Genomic DNA, 14,398 nt, shown 5'->3' with positions numbered 1-14,398 from the left:
CTGCCCGGCCGCGCCGCCCCAAGGCCGGGCGCCGTTTTCCCTGCGCACGGACGCGCCGCATCGAGGATTCCCACCCAGATGAGCACCACGTCCCAACCTGCCGTACCCGCGAACGACCGCGCTGCCCTGCGCAGGTCGATCTCCAACACCCTCAAAGGCTCCGCCGGCAACCTGGTGGAGTGGTATGACGTCTACGTGTACTCGGTGTTCGCCGTGTACTTCGAATCGCAGTTCTTCTCGCCGGACGACAAGAACTCCACGATGTACGTGTGGGCGATCTTCGCCGCCACGTTCCTGATGCGCCCGATCGGTGCCTGGTTCTTCGGCCGCTTCGCCGACCGCCACGGCCGTCGGTTGGCGCTGACTGTCTCGGTCACGCTGATGGCGCTGTGCTCGTTCCTGATCGCCATCACCCCCACCGCCGCCAGCATCGGCATCTGGGCCGCAGTCATCCTGTTGTTCGCGCGCCTGCTGCAGGGCTTCGCCACCGGCGGCGAGTACGGCGCCAGCGCCACCTACATGTCAGAGGCCGCCATTCCCGGCCGTCGCGGCTTCCTGTCCTCCTTCCACTACGTCACCCTGGTCGGCGGCCATGTGCTGGCCCAGCTGACCCTGCTGCTGATGCTGACCTTCTGGGGCAAGCCGGAGATCTCGGAGTGGGGCTGGCGCATCGCCTTCGGCATCGGTGGCATCGCCGCGGTGGTGGTGTTCTGGCTGCGCCGCGGCATGGACGAATCGCTGTCGGAGTCGTCGATCGAAGCTGCGCGCGAGGGCAAGGCGCAGAAATCCGGCTCGATGTACGAGCTGTTCGTGCACCAGTGGCGGCCGCTGCTGCTGTGCTTCCTGATCACCGCCGGTGGCACCGTGGCCTTCTACACCTACTCGGTGAACGGCCCGAAAATGATCCAGAGCGCATTCGCGGGCAACGACCCGATGACCGGCACCCTGATCAACCTGGGCGTGCTGGCGTTCCTGATGGTGCTGCAGCCGGTCGGCGGCTGGCTGTCGGACATCATCGGCCGCAAGACCCTGCTGGTGTTCTTCGGTGTCGGCGGCGTGCTGTACAGCTGGTACCTGATCACCCAGCTGCCGCACCAGCACGACGCCACGCTGGCGTTCCTGACCCTGGCACTGGCCTTCGTCATCCTCACCGGCTACACCTCGATCAATGCCGTGGTAAAGGCCGAGCTGTTCCCCACCCACGTGCGTGCGCTGGGCGTAGGCCTGGGTTACGCGCTGGCCAACTCGCTGTTCGGCGGCACCGCCCCGCTGCTGTACCAGGGCGCGCTGAAGACCGGCCACGTCGACTGGTTCGCCATCTACGTGACCGCAACGATCGCGGTATCGTTGGTGGTCTATGTGTTCTTCCTCACCAACAAGGGCCCGAACTGGCTCGACGGCACCCGCAAGTAAGCGCGTTGCCGTGATCGCGGCCACCGGTGCACTGCCGGTGGCCGCTGCATCTCCCGCCACGCCACTGATGTGGATCGCGGCGGCGCTGGCCGCAGCCACGGCACTGGCCTGGCTGCTGCGCCGCCCCAACGCACAGGCCGCATGGCCACGCACCGGCTTCGGGGTCGCCCTGCTGGTGTTCTGCGCCGCGCTGGCGCTGCAGCTGGCGGTGGACCTGGGCAGCGGCCACAGCTCGCTGCAACTGCGCCTGCATCGCGGCATCAATGCAGGGTCGCCGGTTGGCCTGCGCACGATGGTGGCGTGCTATCTGGCAGCGCTCGCGGCCGCCGGCTGGGGCGCATGGACGCTGCTGCGCCGGCGCAGGTAGTGCCGGCCGCTGGCCGGCAATCGGCAATCGGCAATCGGCAATCGGTAGAGTCGACTGTTGGTCGACTGCTCTCTCTGTCGGCACCGGAAAACCCGCGCTGCGCGCGATAGTCGACTGGCAGTCGACTCTACCCCCGGCGGAATGACATGACACCCCGCCGGTCCCGAGCCTCAGCGGCGGGCCGCTTCGCTCTTGTCGCGCGCGCCGCGGAACTCCGATTCCTTCTCCCACGTCGGCCAGCGGCGGCTGTTGGCCAGCTCGGCACCCAGGTCGTAGACCAGCAGAGTGTCAGCCGCGTGGCCGCTCGGATCCCAGCTCGGGGTCCAGGCATCGCAGGCCTGGTGGTAGCAGTCGGCGAAATACTTCTCGCGCAGCGCGCGGCCGGCTTCAACGCCGCCGTCCAGCTTGTCCAGGCCCGGGCCGATGGTGATCGCCGGCACGCCCAGGCGGGCAAAGGCGAAGTGGTCGGCGCGGTAGAAGAAGCCGGCCTCCAGGTTCGGGTCCGGGCTGTAGCTGCGACCGCGGGCCTTGGCCACGCGTTCCAGGTCGCCTTCCAGCGACACCCGGCCCTTGCCCCACGAAGCGATGTCGCGGGTCGCGCCATCCGGGCTGAACATCTCGATGTTCAGCACTGCAGCGGTCTTGTCCAGCGGCGCCAGCGGATGCGCGGCGTAGTAGCTGGCGCCCAGCAGGCCCTTCTCTTCGGCGGTGAGGGCCACGAAGTACAGCGTGCGCTGCGGCTGCGGGCCGGCGGCGAACACGCGGCCCAGTTCCAGCACCGTGGCCACGCCGGTGGCGTTGTCGATCGCACCACGGCGGATGCGGTCGCCCTTGGCGTCGGCCTGGCCGATACCGAACGCATCCCAGTGCGCGGAGAAGATCACGGCCTCGTCGGCGTGTTCACCACCGGGCAGCTTGGCCACCACGTTGCGGGTCACCACCTGCTCGCGCTTGAGCGCGAAATCCACGCTCAGCTTCGCGTTGTCCAGTGCCACCGGGCGGAAGTCCACACGCATCGCCTTGCGCTTCTCGGCATCGAAGTCGAGGCCGGCGTCGGCGAAGATCGCCTCGGCAAGTTCGCGCTGCATCCAGCCACGCAGCGGCGTGTGCTGCGCCATCGCCTCGGCCTGGCCGCGTTCGATGTCGAACAGCGGCGAGGTGCCCGAGCTCTTCACAGTGGCCCAGCCATAGGCGGCCGGCGCGGTCTCGTGCACGATCAGCACACCCTCGGCACCACGGCGCGCGGCTTCCTCGAACTTGTAGGTCCAGCGGCCGTAGTAGGTCACCGCCTTGCCATCGAACGCGCCCGGCGCATCGGCTTCGAAATCGGCGTCGTTGATCAGCACCACGGCGATCTTGCCGTGCAGGTCCACGTCCTTGTAATCGTTCCAGTGGCGTTCCGGTGCGTCGATGCCATAGCCGACGAACACCAGTGGCGCGTCTTTGATCTGCACGCGCTTGCGCGGCTGCAGGCTCTGCAGGGTCACGTCCACGCCGTTGGCCAGCGCGCGCTTGCCCTGCTTCAGCGACAGGCTGGCCTTGGCCGGGCCGTCCAGCTGCGCGCGCACCAGCGGCACCGGCTGCACCCAGCTGCCATCCACGCCACCCGGCTGCAGGCCGTAGCTGCGGAACTGCTCGATCAGGTACTGCACGGTGCGCTCTTCGCCTTCGGTGGCCGGCGCGCGGCCCTCGAACTCGTCCGACGCCAGCACCCGCACGTGACGCGACAGCGCCTGCGGATCGATGCCGCCACCCGGTAGATCGTTGGCCGCATGGGCCAGGCCCCCGACAAACAGGCAGGACGACAGCAGCAACACGCGCATCGGATTCACGGCAGTACCACGGCTAGCTTGGAAGTCACCAGAGTGTAACGTGGTCGTGACATCACGGCTCGGCTTGGGGCGGCGTCACCCGCGCATGGCGTGGATCTACCTGCTGATGCGATCCAGCCAGCAGGCCAGGCCCTGCGCGTTGAGTTCGATGTCCATCGCCAGAACAGCAGTCACCGCCGCATCGTCCAGCGCACAGCCATGCAGCTGTGCACGTTCCAGGTACAGCGCCTGCAGTGCAGCCAGCAGGCAGCGGTGACGGTCCGGCCGGCCATCGCACTGGCGGCCGATGGCGGCCATCGCATCGATCTGCTCGAACAGGTCGTCGGCCAGTTTCTCCACCGGTTCCACACGACCGTAGTGGGTCAGGTACATCGCCTGCGGGCCGTAGCCCAGCATGCGCCGGATCGAGGCCTTCATCGCTTCCGGGTCGAACTGTACCGGCGACGACGTCGGGAAGATGAAGGCACCTTGCGCGCTGTCCAGCTCGCGGTAGGAGATGCCGAAGGTATCGCCGGTGAACCAGCTGCGGCTGCGCGCATCCCACACGCAGTAGTGGTGCAGCGCGTGGCCCGGCGTGTGCAGCAGCGCCAGCTCGCGACCGGCCAGGTCGATACGGTGGCCGTCCTCGACCACCACCACACGATGTTCGGGAATGGCCTCGATACGACCATAGCTGCGCGCGATTTCCTCGGCACCGTACACCGCCGTGGCACCGGCAATCAGCCGGGTCGGGTCGATCATGTGCGGCGCACCGCGCGGGTGCAGCACTGCCTTTGCGTTGGGCAGCTGCTGCATCAGCAGGCCGGCGCCGCCGGCGTGGTCCAGGTGCACGTGCGTGAGCAGCAGCCAGTCCACCGCGTCAACGGCCAGACCCGCGTTGGCCAGCGCCTGCAGCATCGCCGGCACCGACAGGCCGGTGCCGCAGTCGACGAACGCGGCGCGGTCGTTTTCAACGATCAGATAGGCCGCGTCGAAGTCGGGACGCTGGAAGCCGGTATCGATGGTGTGGATGCTGGGGTCGGCGATCATCGGCACGCACCTGGCAGGATCGGGAACAGACGCCCATGGTAGGCGCGCGGGCGGTCCGGGTTCGATGCGGCTTTGGTCGGGTGGTGCCGGGTTGTGGCCGGGTAGAGTCGACTGTCAGTCGACTGTCGCGCGCAGCGCGGGCTTCCAGAAGAGCGGTCGACTCACAGTCGACTCTACCAAGGGCAAGCGCAGGCAAGGGCAAGCGCAGGCCAACCAACCGCAGGTCCATCGGGTGCGCAAGGGCCAGGTTCAGCGCAATGCGAACCGCGGCCGCAGCAGCAGGGCCAGCACCAGCACCGCCAGGAATGCGCCGTAGGCGTACAGCACCGCCAGTACCTGCGGCCAGATCGGGCCGGCGCCGGGCTGTGCCATGCCAAGTCGATACCCCCACAGCATCGAGGCGATGCTCAGGGCGAAGGCCAGCAGCAGGGTGGTGCCATCGAACAGGCGCCGCCGCGGCGTGCGCGGCTGGCGCGGGAACAGCCAGTACAGGCTGCCCAGCAGCAGGAACCAGGGCAGGAACAGCAGCAGCGACAACCAGGCCATCGCAGACTCCATGTCATCGCGCCGGAGGCGCGCGGACATCATGCCATGACCTTCGTTCGCGGGTAGTGCCGGCCGCTGGCCGGCATTTCCTATGCAGTTGCCGGCCAGCGGCCGGCACTACCCTTACGCTTCGCGCAGCATGGCCAGGGCCGCCAGCACGGCGTCCACTTCGGCTTCCAGCTTGAACAGTTCGCTCTGCAGCTGGTCACCCTGCTCCGCCTGCTTGATCACGGCAATCAACTGCCCCGCATCGCGCGGCGAATCGAAGCCTTCGCTCTGGATCAGCAGCGTGCCGTCACCGGCGGTCAGCTTGAAGTAGAAGCGGCCGTCCTTCTCGCGGTACTGCTTGAACAGTGGCGGTGCCACGCGGGCCACGCCGGCGTCCTCGCTGGCGATATCGCCTGCGGTGGACAGGTCACGCAGGCCCACGGCGTGGCGCAGCTCGTCCAGCAGCGGTGCCGCCAGCTGCTCGCGCAGCTGCTGGCCACGGCGCTTGAGCAGCGCCTCGATCTTCTCCGGCTCGGCCATCAGCGCGTTGTAGCGTTCGCGCAACGGCGACAGCTCGCTGTCGATGCGCTCGAACAGCTGCTGCTTGGCGTCACCCCAGCTGATGCCGGCGGCGAACGCCCTGGCGAATTCGGCGGTCTGTTCCGGGGTGGCGAAGGCCTGGTACATCTGGAACAGCGCAGAGCCCTCGGTGTCCTTCGGCTCGCCAGGTGCGCGCGAGTCGGTCAGGATCGAGAACACCAGCTTCTTCAGCTCCTCGCGCGGCACGAACAGCGGAATGGTGTTGTGGTAGCTCTTGCTCATCTTGCGGCCATCCAGGCCCGCCAGCGTCGCCACCTGCTCGTCGATCACCACGTCCGGCAGCGGGAAGTACTCCTTGCCATACACGTGGTTGAAGCGCTGGGCGAAGTCGCGCGCCATCTCGATGTGCTGGATCTGGTCACGGCCCACCGGTACCTGGTTGGCCTTGAAGATCAGAATGTCGGCGGCCATCAGCACCGGGTACATGAACAGGCCGGCGCTGACGCCTGCGTCCTCGTCCACGCCTTCCTCGCGGTTCTTGTCCACCGCCGCCTTGTAGGCGTGCGCGCGGTTGAGGATGCCCTTGCTGGCGATCGCGGTCAGGAACCACATCAGCTCGGTGGTCTCGCGGATGTCGCTCTGGCGGTAGAACCACACGTGTTCCGGGTCCAGGCCACAGGCCAGCCAGCTGGCCGCGATCTCCAGGGTCGCGCGCTGGGTGCGCTGCGGGTCCTGGGACTTGATCAGGCTGTGCAGGTCGGCCAGGAAGAAGAAGCTCTCGATCCCCGGCGCGCGGCTGGCCGCGATGGCCGGACGGATGGCGCCAACGTAGTTGCCCAGGTGGGGCGTGCCGGAGGGGGTGATGCCGGTAAGGACTCGGGTGGTCATGACTGCGTGGGGTAACCTTCGATGAACGGGGCCAGTTTACCTTGCACGCCACCAACCCCGTCAGGGCCTGCGGCGCGTTCATTCACGCAACCCCGCTGGAGACGCCCGATGAAACGCCTGCTGCCCCTGCTGTTGATCCTGCCCCTGGCCGGCTTCCGCCCCGCCCCGGTGCCGCCGCCGGCCTACGAGGGCGGCCCCGTGCGCATGTCTCTGGTCGACCGCGACCGCGGCACCGAATTGCGCAGCTACCCCGCCGAGGGCCAGCGCTGGGTGGCCGGCGAGCGCGGCCACCGCTACGCCGTGCGCCTGTACAACGACAGCCCGCGCCGGGTGCTGGTGGTGCTGTCGGTAGACGGCGTCAACGCCATCTCCGGCGAGGATGCCGATCCGTCGCAGACCGGCTACGTGCTCAACCCCGGCCAGCGCGCCGACATCACCGGCTGGCGCAAGAGCCAGGATGAAGTGGCGCAGTTCGTGTTCAGCAGCCCCAGCGGCAGCTATGCCAGCCGCACCGGTCGCCCGGACAACGTCGGCGTGGTCGGCGTGGCGGTGTTCGAGGAAGCGCGCCGCTGGCGTCCGGATCCGATCCTGCGCCGCAGCCTGCCGCTGCCGGCACCGGCCCCGACGGCCGAAGCGGCGGCCGATGCCAGCGCCAGCAACAGCCGCATCGAGGGCTATGCCAGCAAGTCACAGGCCCCTGGGCTGGGCACCGGCCACGGCGCACGCGAGCAGTCGTCGGTACGCGATACCGACTTCGAACGCGCCAGCCGCAGCCCGGCGCAGGTTCTGCAGCTGCGCTACGACAGCGCCCGCAATCTGCGCGCGCGCGGCATCCTGGTCGATACACCGCCGTCGCGCCTGCCGCGCGAACCGCAGGCGTTCCCCAACCGCTATGTGCCGGACCCGCCGGCGCGTTGATCGGCCGCCCAGACAGCACAACGCCCGCAACCTCTCGGTGCGGGCGTTGTGCCGTGGGGGAAAACCGTAGCGCTTACTTGTAGTCCGGGTAGTCCTTGCTCACGGCATCCTGGAACTCACGGACTTCCTTCTCAGCGCGATCCTTGGCCCAGCCATAACGTTCCTGCAGACGGCCGGCCAGATACTCGGCATTGCCTTCAGCCACATCGAAGTCGTCGTTGGTCAGATCGCCCCACTTGGCCTGGGCCTTGCCCTTCAGCTGCGACCACTTGCCGGAAATGATGTCTTTGTTCATTGCTGGGAGTCCTTGGTTGCAACGGCGTTCTTACCGTGGCTACAGCTTCGCGCAGCGGCTGTTGAGTGCCGGTCAACCGACCATGAAAGCACTGCTCACCTGCTTGAATGGTTCACTACGCTTCGACACGTACGCTGCAGAAAAACGCGCAAGAGAAAAGGCCGGGGGGAGCACCCGCCGGCCTTTTTGCTTTCCGTTCCACTTCAGGCTCAACGGCCCTTGGCGGCATCCTCAACCTTTTCGCCAGCCTTCTGCACGTCCTTGCCGGCACCGGCAACGGTGTTGCAACCGGCCAGCAGGGCCACCGAGAACATCGACAACAGCATCAGGGCAACTACGCGCTTCATGGGCTTCTCCTTGGGTTCGCCGCTATACCGCTTCATTCGCGGATGGGGTTCGGTCGCTCGGCGGAAGGAGCCAATGCCACTGCCGCCGCGTGATGTGCAATCTGGCGGCAGGGGCGTGGAGCGCGTGTGAACGGATCATCGATCCGTTCAGGCGGAGAGCTCAGTCGCGCATCAGGGTGGACTTGCCGAACAGGCTTTCGACCAGGTCCACGGCCAGTTCGGCGGTGGCATTCTGCTTGTCCAGCAAGGGGTTGAGCTCGACGATGTCCAGCGAACCCATGCGCCCGGTGTCGGCAATCATCTCCATCACCAGCTGCGCCTCGCGGTAGTTCACCCCACCCGGCACCGTGGTGCCCACGCCCGGCGCGATGCTCGGGTCGAGGAAGTCGACGTCGAAGCTGACATGCAGGTGGGTGTTCTCGTCGATGCCCGCCAGTGCTGCTTCGACCGTGCGCTTCATGCCGTTCTCGTCGATGTAGCGCATGTCGTAGACATCCACCTTGTGGGTCTTGATCAGGCGCTTCTCTTCCGGGTCCACCGAACGGATGCCGATCTGGTGCACCTGGGTGGGAGTGATCGCCGGTGCGCTGCCGCCGAGGTGGGTCAGCGCCTCCGGGCCGAGGCCGCACAGGCAGGCCACCGGCATGCCGTGGATGTTGCCCGAGGGGGTGACATCGCTGGTATTGAAATCGGAATGTGCATCCAGCCACAGCACGCGCAGGGTCTTGCCCTGCTCGCGGCACCAGCGTGCCACGGCAGTGATCGAACCGATTCCCAGGCAGTGGTCGCCGCCGAGCATGATCGGCATGCGGCCGGCCTGCAGTTCGGCATAGCTGGCTTCCATCAGTGCATGGTTCCACGCCACCACTTCCTCCAGATGGCGGTAGCCCTGCACCGGCGCGGTCCACGGGTTGCGCGGGCCATCCAGGTTGCCCAGGTCGCGCACGTCCACGCCGCGCGCTTCCAGCGCCTCCGGCAGGCCCGCCACGCGCAGCGCTTCCGGCCCCAGCCGTGCACCGCGATGGCCCGCACCGACATCGGTGGGAACGCCGATCAGGGATACGGAAATGGGATGGGCCATGGGTGCCTCCTGCGGGGGAAAAAGAAGCACAGTCTAGCCAGAGCTGTGTGACACCACTCGCGGCGGTGCAGCAGGGCGGGGTTCGTGTCCAGGCTCCTTTCACACTAGAGGATGGCTGCCGCCCAGGTCTCGATGTGGAACACACGCTTCTTCCGCAGGTCGATCCGCCACCGCCCACCCACACGCTTGAGTACGAACAGATGTTCGTAACGCAGGGAACGCGCCTTCTGAGGGTCGTCGCGTACCAGCACCTCGGCCCTCGAGACCGTCGGCATCGCAACTGACACCAAGAGATCCTCCGGTACGTACCGCGGGGGGTTCCCGACCGAAACGCCGGTCGAATAGACCCGTTTGCGGTCGGTACACCAGGCCGCCAGGATGTCCGCTTTCTCCTGTTGGAAGCCCGAGCTGAGCAGAAGTCCGCCACCGGCACGGGAATCCTTGTAGCCACGCGTTTCCCACTCGTGATATGCCAACAAGTATCCACGCACCACCGACGCGGGCTCACCTCCGGCGTCGGGCTGGGGCCACTCCAGCGGCGGTGCTTCCATCAACGCAGGCGGCGGCGTCGCACCGGCGGCGTGCAACAGCGCCACCACCTCCGCGTAACCGCGTTCATCGGCCATCGCCAACGCGTTGCACCCTTCGAAATCCAGCGGTGCCACGGACGCGCCGCTGTCCAGCAAGCGTTCGACCATCGCCAGGTGCCCACGGGCGCATGCCAGCATCAGCGGCGTACGCCGTTGTTCCGGCGAAGCAGGGTCGAGCATGGCGCCGCGTGCGATCAGCAGGTCGCCGATGTCAGTATCGCCATGCGCGGCGGCCCAACCCAGCGCGGTGTAGCCCAGTGCCCTGCAGGCATGCTCGATGTTGGCACCGCGATCCAGCAATCGCGCTGCGGCATCGCATTTTCCGGCAATGACGGCCGAGAGCAGCGGAGTGCGCCCCGTGCCCTTGTGCTGCCACTCGATATCGGCGCCTGCATCCAGCAAGGCATCGATCCGGTCGAGATCCGCCTTTTCAGCAGCCTTGGCCAGAAGATGGGACATGGTGATGCCACCCGACGTCAATAAGGGGGGGCCACCATAGGGCGGCGGGCGCGACGAACTCAACCCCCGCGGCGGCGCAGCGGGGTGAAGCTCTGCACCTGGCCGTTGTTGCGCATCATGCACAGGAAGCGGCCATCCGGATAATCGATGATCAGCTCCTGGTAATCGCTGCCCACCGGCATCTGGGTGACCAGGGCGCCCTGCGCGCCCTTGCGCACATTGCAGGCGCCCAGTGCGGTATCGCCTGCCGGCGCCGGGGTGGTCACCGAAGACACATTGCGGAACACCGCGCGGCAGCCGCCATTGACCCACACCGAGTGCCGCGACAGGCCCCAGTTCTTGCCTTCCTCGCAGCGGGTGCGGCTGAGCTGGCGCACGATTTCCACATTGCCACGGGTATTCAGATCGCACGACACCTGTTGCTGGCCGGTGGATTCGCAAGTGACTTCGCGCGGCAGCGCGGCATCCCCGGCGGCAGCGTCGCCAGGGCGGGCGCTGTTTGTGGCGGGCGCGGGCGCACCGCTGCTACTGACCTGGCAGATGCCATTGGCGCCGCCTCGGCCGGTGTAGCTGACCTGCGGCGAGCCGTCATCGTTGCGGCTGATCGACAGGGTGATGCCGCTGTTGACATCGCGTGCTTCGAAATAGCGGTCGTTGAAGCGCTTAAGCGTGGCCGCGCGGCCCTGCACATAGACCGGCCCGCCTTCGTCGGCGTGCACGTCGATGCCGCCCGGGCAGCTGGCGTTGAAGAACGGCACGGCGGCCATAGCTGGGGTAACGAAAGCGGTGGACAACAGTGCGACGGTGAGCGACAGGGCGTGGCGACGCATGTGCGGATCCTGAAGGGGCCCAGGATGGGCGTGTGGCGGCAGTATGCGGTGGAGCGCTGCGGGCTGTCCGTGAGGAATATCAAGATCCGGGTGGCACGCGTGGGGATTCATGTCTGGTAGGGTGTTCTGGAAGCCTTGCCGGGGAAGTTAAGCCAGCTTTACTTCCGGGGCCATGAAATGCCGTGCGAGAGCAATGACGCATCAGGATTCATCGTTGGTTGCAGCCTCGCGCGATATGTCGCTTCTGGCATTGCACTGCTCGAATCAGGCCAAACGCGATAATTCATTTTTCCTTTCAGATCACCCGATGCCATCGAAACAAACGACTGGCAGGCGGGGATTTCGCGTGCGCATGATGAATCGCCACCTGCAAAGGTGGTCGGGACTTCCAAGCCCGTTTAATCGAAGCTGTATACGCTTGCCAGCCGGCGCCGTCTTCCCAAAAGCGGCGTCGGCTGGCAATCCGTTCGCCAATCGACGGCGGGCGGTGCGTGGGGGCCCTGTGCCCACCGGCTCATCGATTTCCGGTCTTGGAAGCCACGCATCGCCCGCCACCCTCTTCGGGTGGCACCTCTGTTGCCGACGAGGACGCCCGCATGCCCAAGACCCATCACCCGTACCTGACCGCCACCCTGGGCGAGGCCGCGCTGCGCCTGCCGCCCGAACTGGCGCAGCCGTTGGAAGCCGCTTTCGCCGCCGCCAACGAGGCGCCCGCGCCGATCAACCTGCCCGGCTGCCTGCAGCGCATCCAGGCCGGTGACGCCGCCGATGGACAGCCGTGGACGGGGCCGGCAGGCACACCTGGTGAAGCGGTGGCTGCCGCTCGCAGGGATCGCGCCGCAGTGGGCCTGGTGTCGTTGCTGGAGCTGTACCACGCCGCCGAGCGCGTGCGCGTGGATGGGGAAGAGAAAGACGATATCGGCGACGGTGCGCGCGAAGGGCTGATGCTGGCCTGCCGGGGGCTGGCCGAGTATGTGGCGTTGCAGGTGCGTGGGGCTCGGTAGTGCGGAACATTGGGGCCATCAGCGCGAAGCTTCACGACGTCGCAAGCCCCGCTCTCAGCCGGAACTACCGTGCACAGTAGTAGGGATAAACGGGAAACGAGAGCGAGCGAACCGGGTCAACTGCGATAACCTCGGCATCACCGAATGCGGCGTAGGCAACGCTTGCCCGCAAGGTCTGGCCTGGCTCCAAGCGAACTTCACCACATCCTCCGGGGCAGTAGGTGGTCATAGCTGCCTTCGGATGTAGAGGTCCCGTGGTTGTGGTCAAGACAGCGCCTTCGTACCCCATCGGAAATGTACCGTCTTCGGCAGGCCAGCCTTCTTTCGAAAGGCACAAGGGCGCGCCAACGGCAGACGCCAAGGCTACGTCGTATCGTTTCTTCGCCGGGTTATCCACCACCGAAACCCTGAAATCCTGAGGTTCCGCGCGTCGAAATGGGCTGGCGCAGGCAGCTATCGCCACGCATAGCAAGGTGACTGCCAGAATCCTGCTCATCGAGCGTGGTCCATGATGTGGTCAGGATTGATAAGGCGCTGCTGGCTGGGCAGCGTCTTGAAGATTTTCTGTTGCAGGGGGGATCCGAACTTGTAGGCCACGTCGCCATTGAAGAACTGGTCCTTGTACCCCAGCACGGCATGCCCGACTTCGTGACCCGCGCCCCAAGCCAACCTCGACGGATCATTGAAACTGGCGTGCGTGGTGTTGACGATGACCATTTTCGGCCCGGTGGAAGGCACGCCCCCCAACGTATCTGCACCAACCCCATAAGCCGCATTGATTTGCGCACCCGTCATGCCATTGGCTGGAATGGCGCCCGCACTGGTATCCCGCAATGCCGCAGCCATTGAGCTCATATCTGAGGCAGCTTTCGCCATGTTCTCTGGAGTGGCTGAGCCAGCACCGAAGTTGCGTTGGAAAGACTTCTCCGCACGCTGGAGTGCTTTGCCCCCTTCGGCCAGTGCACCGTTGATCTTGCCCGCCGCTTTCTCCAAGCTGCCAGCGGCGCTCTGCTGGGCGCGGTCGAACTGATTCCATTGCCTGTCCGTCCAGCCGGTACCACGCGACAGGCGCCCGTCCGGGTCGGTAAAGCTATAGGGATTGTTGTTCCCATACCAGTAGCGGTTGTAGTTGGCGCCCGTATTTGGATCGGCTTGTACGGGATCGGCTGAAACGAACCGGGCCGACGCACTGGAAGCGATGGCGCACAGCGCCACGGTCAACAGCCCTGGAATGGCAATGCGCATCACAGTCCTCTTCTCGCGCGTTCGCGCTGGATGGATTGTAGGTAGCTAGCTTCCTGCTCCGGCGTTTTCTGCGTCCAACCAAGTGATTCGGCCTTGGCAAGCCATGCCAGATTCTCGCGAGTCAAACGGTGAAATTCCCCGTGCAACTCAGGTGGCAGATCTTCCGCATTCGAATACCTGGAGCGGATGCGTTGCTGGGTCTGGATGTAGTAGGCATTCGCCTTCCATATCATCGCTACCGGGTCCTTCGGATTGGCGGCCAGCGCCAGATCGGCCACGGCCATGAGCGCATCGGCGTCCTTCTTCGCCCCGTAGTGCTCCATCAGTGTGCTGGCGATGGCGCCTATCCCTTCGTGCGGCAGCAGCGGGCGCAAGTAAAGTCCATTGTCCAATGACGCCTCGGTGATCCCCGTTTCATGCTGGTAGCTGCTGTCGTATTTGAAGCCGCCCGCAGTGGCTTCAACGTTCAACCACATCTGCTGCGTCGTCGGCGAACTTCACCAGCAGGTGATTGGGCGCCGTAGCAAGCGCGACAGTCAGCCCCAGCCGCTGGCCCAGGATGACAAAGAGAATGGGCATTGAGACGCAGTTGCCCTTGCGCGTGGCCAAGTAGGTAGCTAGCTGCTTGTTCTTCGGATTCTTACCCAGTGGGTCCGACAGGTCGTAGGTAAAAGGCTTCCCCTGGTTCCACTCGCCCGGCATGTAAAGCGTCTTGAGCAAAGCGTCGAGGACCTGTCGCGCCGTCGGGTTGCCAGGCACATTGCCGCGTACAGCGTGCTCCCACTGATCGACTTGCCGACGCACTGCCACAGTGTCAGTGGACGGATCAATGATGCTATCCACTACCAGCTTGGCGGCGACATAGTCGACACGATCGTCAGGCAGTTGAAACTGGGCATGCAAGGGCGAAGGGTCATCAGCGGCCAAGGCAAGCGGGGCCAGAGCAAACAAACACGCGCCCCAAGCCCGTTCGATCCATCGGCGGCTTGCCTGTCTCCCCATGGCATTCCCTTCCCTTGCCCTCTA

At 65.9% G+C, this 14,398-nt stretch carries 16 protein-coding genes; 4 read left to right on the top strand and 12 right to left on the bottom strand.

The window, feature by feature from the left end; genetic code table 11:
- Positions 1-78 precede the first annotated feature (78 nt).
- Both AC5P99_RS10020 and AC5P99_RS10015 read left to right on the top strand, forming a co-directional pair.
- A complete protein-coding gene (locus AC5P99_RS10020; protein ID WP_043035190.1) occupies positions 79-1,413 on the top strand; it encodes an MFS transporter in 1,335 nt (444 codons plus the stop codon).
- Positions 1,414-1,480: 67 nt separating this feature from the next.
- Positions 1,481-1,780, top strand: coding sequence for a hypothetical protein (locus AC5P99_RS10015; protein WP_049449575.1), 300 nt, complete (start codon positions 1,481-1,483; stop codon positions 1,778-1,780).
- 170 nt (positions 1,781-1,950) lie between these two features.
- Here the strand turns inward: AC5P99_RS10015 and AC5P99_RS10010 are convergent, their stop codons facing one another.
- The 4 genes from AC5P99_RS10010 to AC5P99_RS09995 all read right to left on the bottom strand — a co-directional run bounded on the left by AC5P99_RS10010 (position 1,951) and on the right by AC5P99_RS09995 (position 6,603).
- Positions 1,951-3,603 (bottom strand): M28 family metallopeptidase, encoded by a 1,653-nt coding sequence (locus AC5P99_RS10010; RefSeq protein WP_329769044.1) that lies wholly within the window; start codon positions 3,601-3,603, stop codon positions 1,951-1,953.
- Between the two features lie 105 nt (positions 3,604-3,708).
- Positions 3,709-4,641 carry an MBL fold metallo-hydrolase gene (locus AC5P99_RS10005; RefSeq protein WP_495213113.1) on the bottom strand — a complete coding sequence of 311 codons (933 nt, stop codon included), beginning with the start codon at positions 4,639-4,641 and terminating at the stop codon, positions 3,709-3,711.
- A 249-nt stretch (positions 4,642-4,890) separates the two neighbouring features.
- A complete protein-coding gene (locus AC5P99_RS10000; protein WP_043035191.1) occupies positions 4,891-5,187 on the bottom strand; it encodes a hypothetical protein in 297 nt (98 codons plus the stop codon).
- A gap of 123 nt (positions 5,188-5,310) precedes the next feature.
- Positions 5,311-6,603 carry a tryptophan--tRNA ligase gene (locus tag AC5P99_RS09995; RefSeq protein ID WP_012478877.1) on the bottom strand — a complete coding sequence of 431 codons (1,293 nt, stop codon included), beginning with the start codon at positions 6,601-6,603 and terminating at the stop codon, positions 5,311-5,313.
- Between the two features lie 108 nt (positions 6,604-6,711).
- Between AC5P99_RS09995 and AC5P99_RS09990 the strand changes: the two genes are divergently transcribed.
- Complete coding sequence (locus AC5P99_RS09990) at positions 6,712-7,521, top strand: hypothetical protein (protein ID WP_187757499.1); 810 nt, start codon at positions 6,712-6,714, stop codon at positions 7,519-7,521.
- Positions 7,522-7,594: 73 nt separating this feature from the next.
- Here AC5P99_RS09990 and AC5P99_RS09985 read toward each other — a convergent pair whose 3' ends face one another.
- From AC5P99_RS09985 to AC5P99_RS09965, 5 genes are all read right to left on the bottom strand, one after another.
- Entirely contained in the window at positions 7,595-7,816 is a 222-nt protein-coding gene (locus tag AC5P99_RS09985; RefSeq protein WP_004153772.1) for a CsbD family protein, read from the bottom strand.
- Between the two features lie 209 nt (positions 7,817-8,025).
- Positions 8,026-8,163: an entericidin A/B family lipoprotein gene (locus AC5P99_RS09980; protein ID WP_005407710.1), complete on the bottom strand. Its 138-nt coding sequence runs from the start codon at positions 8,161-8,163 to the stop codon at positions 8,026-8,028.
- Positions 8,164-8,323: 160 nt separating this feature from the next.
- Entirely contained in the window at positions 8,324-9,244 is a 921-nt protein-coding gene (gene rocF, locus AC5P99_RS09975; RefSeq protein ID WP_099604909.1) for an arginase, read from the bottom strand.
- 104 nt (positions 9,245-9,348) lie between these two features.
- On the bottom strand, positions 9,349-10,314 hold the full coding sequence (locus AC5P99_RS09970; protein WP_224481934.1) for an ankyrin repeat domain-containing protein: 966 nt from the start codon (positions 10,312-10,314) through the stop codon (positions 9,349-9,351).
- Between the two features lie 38 nt (positions 10,315-10,352).
- Positions 10,353-11,123, bottom strand: coding sequence for a DUF3011 domain-containing protein (locus tag AC5P99_RS09965; RefSeq protein WP_495213112.1), 771 nt, complete (start codon positions 11,121-11,123; stop codon positions 10,353-10,355).
- 596 nt (positions 11,124-11,719) lie between these two features.
- Between AC5P99_RS09965 and AC5P99_RS09960 the strand changes: the two genes are divergently transcribed.
- Positions 11,720-12,127: a hypothetical protein gene (locus AC5P99_RS09960; RefSeq protein ID WP_088436816.1), complete on the top strand. Its 408-nt coding sequence runs from the start codon at positions 11,720-11,722 to the stop codon at positions 12,125-12,127.
- 492 nt (positions 12,128-12,619) lie between these two features.
- Here AC5P99_RS09960 and AC5P99_RS09955 read toward each other — a convergent pair whose 3' ends face one another.
- The 3 genes from AC5P99_RS09955 to AC5P99_RS09945 are packed head-to-tail and all read right to left on the bottom strand — an operon-like array spanning position 12,620 to position 14,299.
- Positions 12,620-13,372, bottom strand: a complete 753-nt coding sequence (locus tag AC5P99_RS09955; RefSeq protein ID WP_049449487.1) for an RHS repeat-associated core domain-containing protein — start codon at positions 13,370-13,372, stop codon at positions 12,620-12,622.
- The gene (locus AC5P99_RS09950; RefSeq protein ID WP_138464206.1) at positions 13,372-13,842 is read right to left on the bottom strand and encodes a hypothetical protein; all 471 of its coding nucleotides are present in this window, start codon (positions 13,840-13,842) and stop codon (positions 13,372-13,374) included. Before AC5P99_RS09950 ends, AC5P99_RS09955 begins: the two co-directional genes overlap by 1 nt.
- Complete coding sequence (locus tag AC5P99_RS09945) at positions 13,832-14,299, bottom strand: transglutaminase family protein (RefSeq protein WP_159082281.1); 468 nt, start codon at positions 14,297-14,299, stop codon at positions 13,832-13,834. Before AC5P99_RS09945 ends, AC5P99_RS09950 begins: the two co-directional genes overlap by 11 nt.
- Positions 14,300-14,398: the final 99 nt, after the last annotated feature.

It is taken from the genome of Stenotrophomonas sp. YJH_SMC_80, from assembly GCF_059372495.1.
This window is presented reverse-complemented; position numbering and strand designations above follow the sequence as displayed.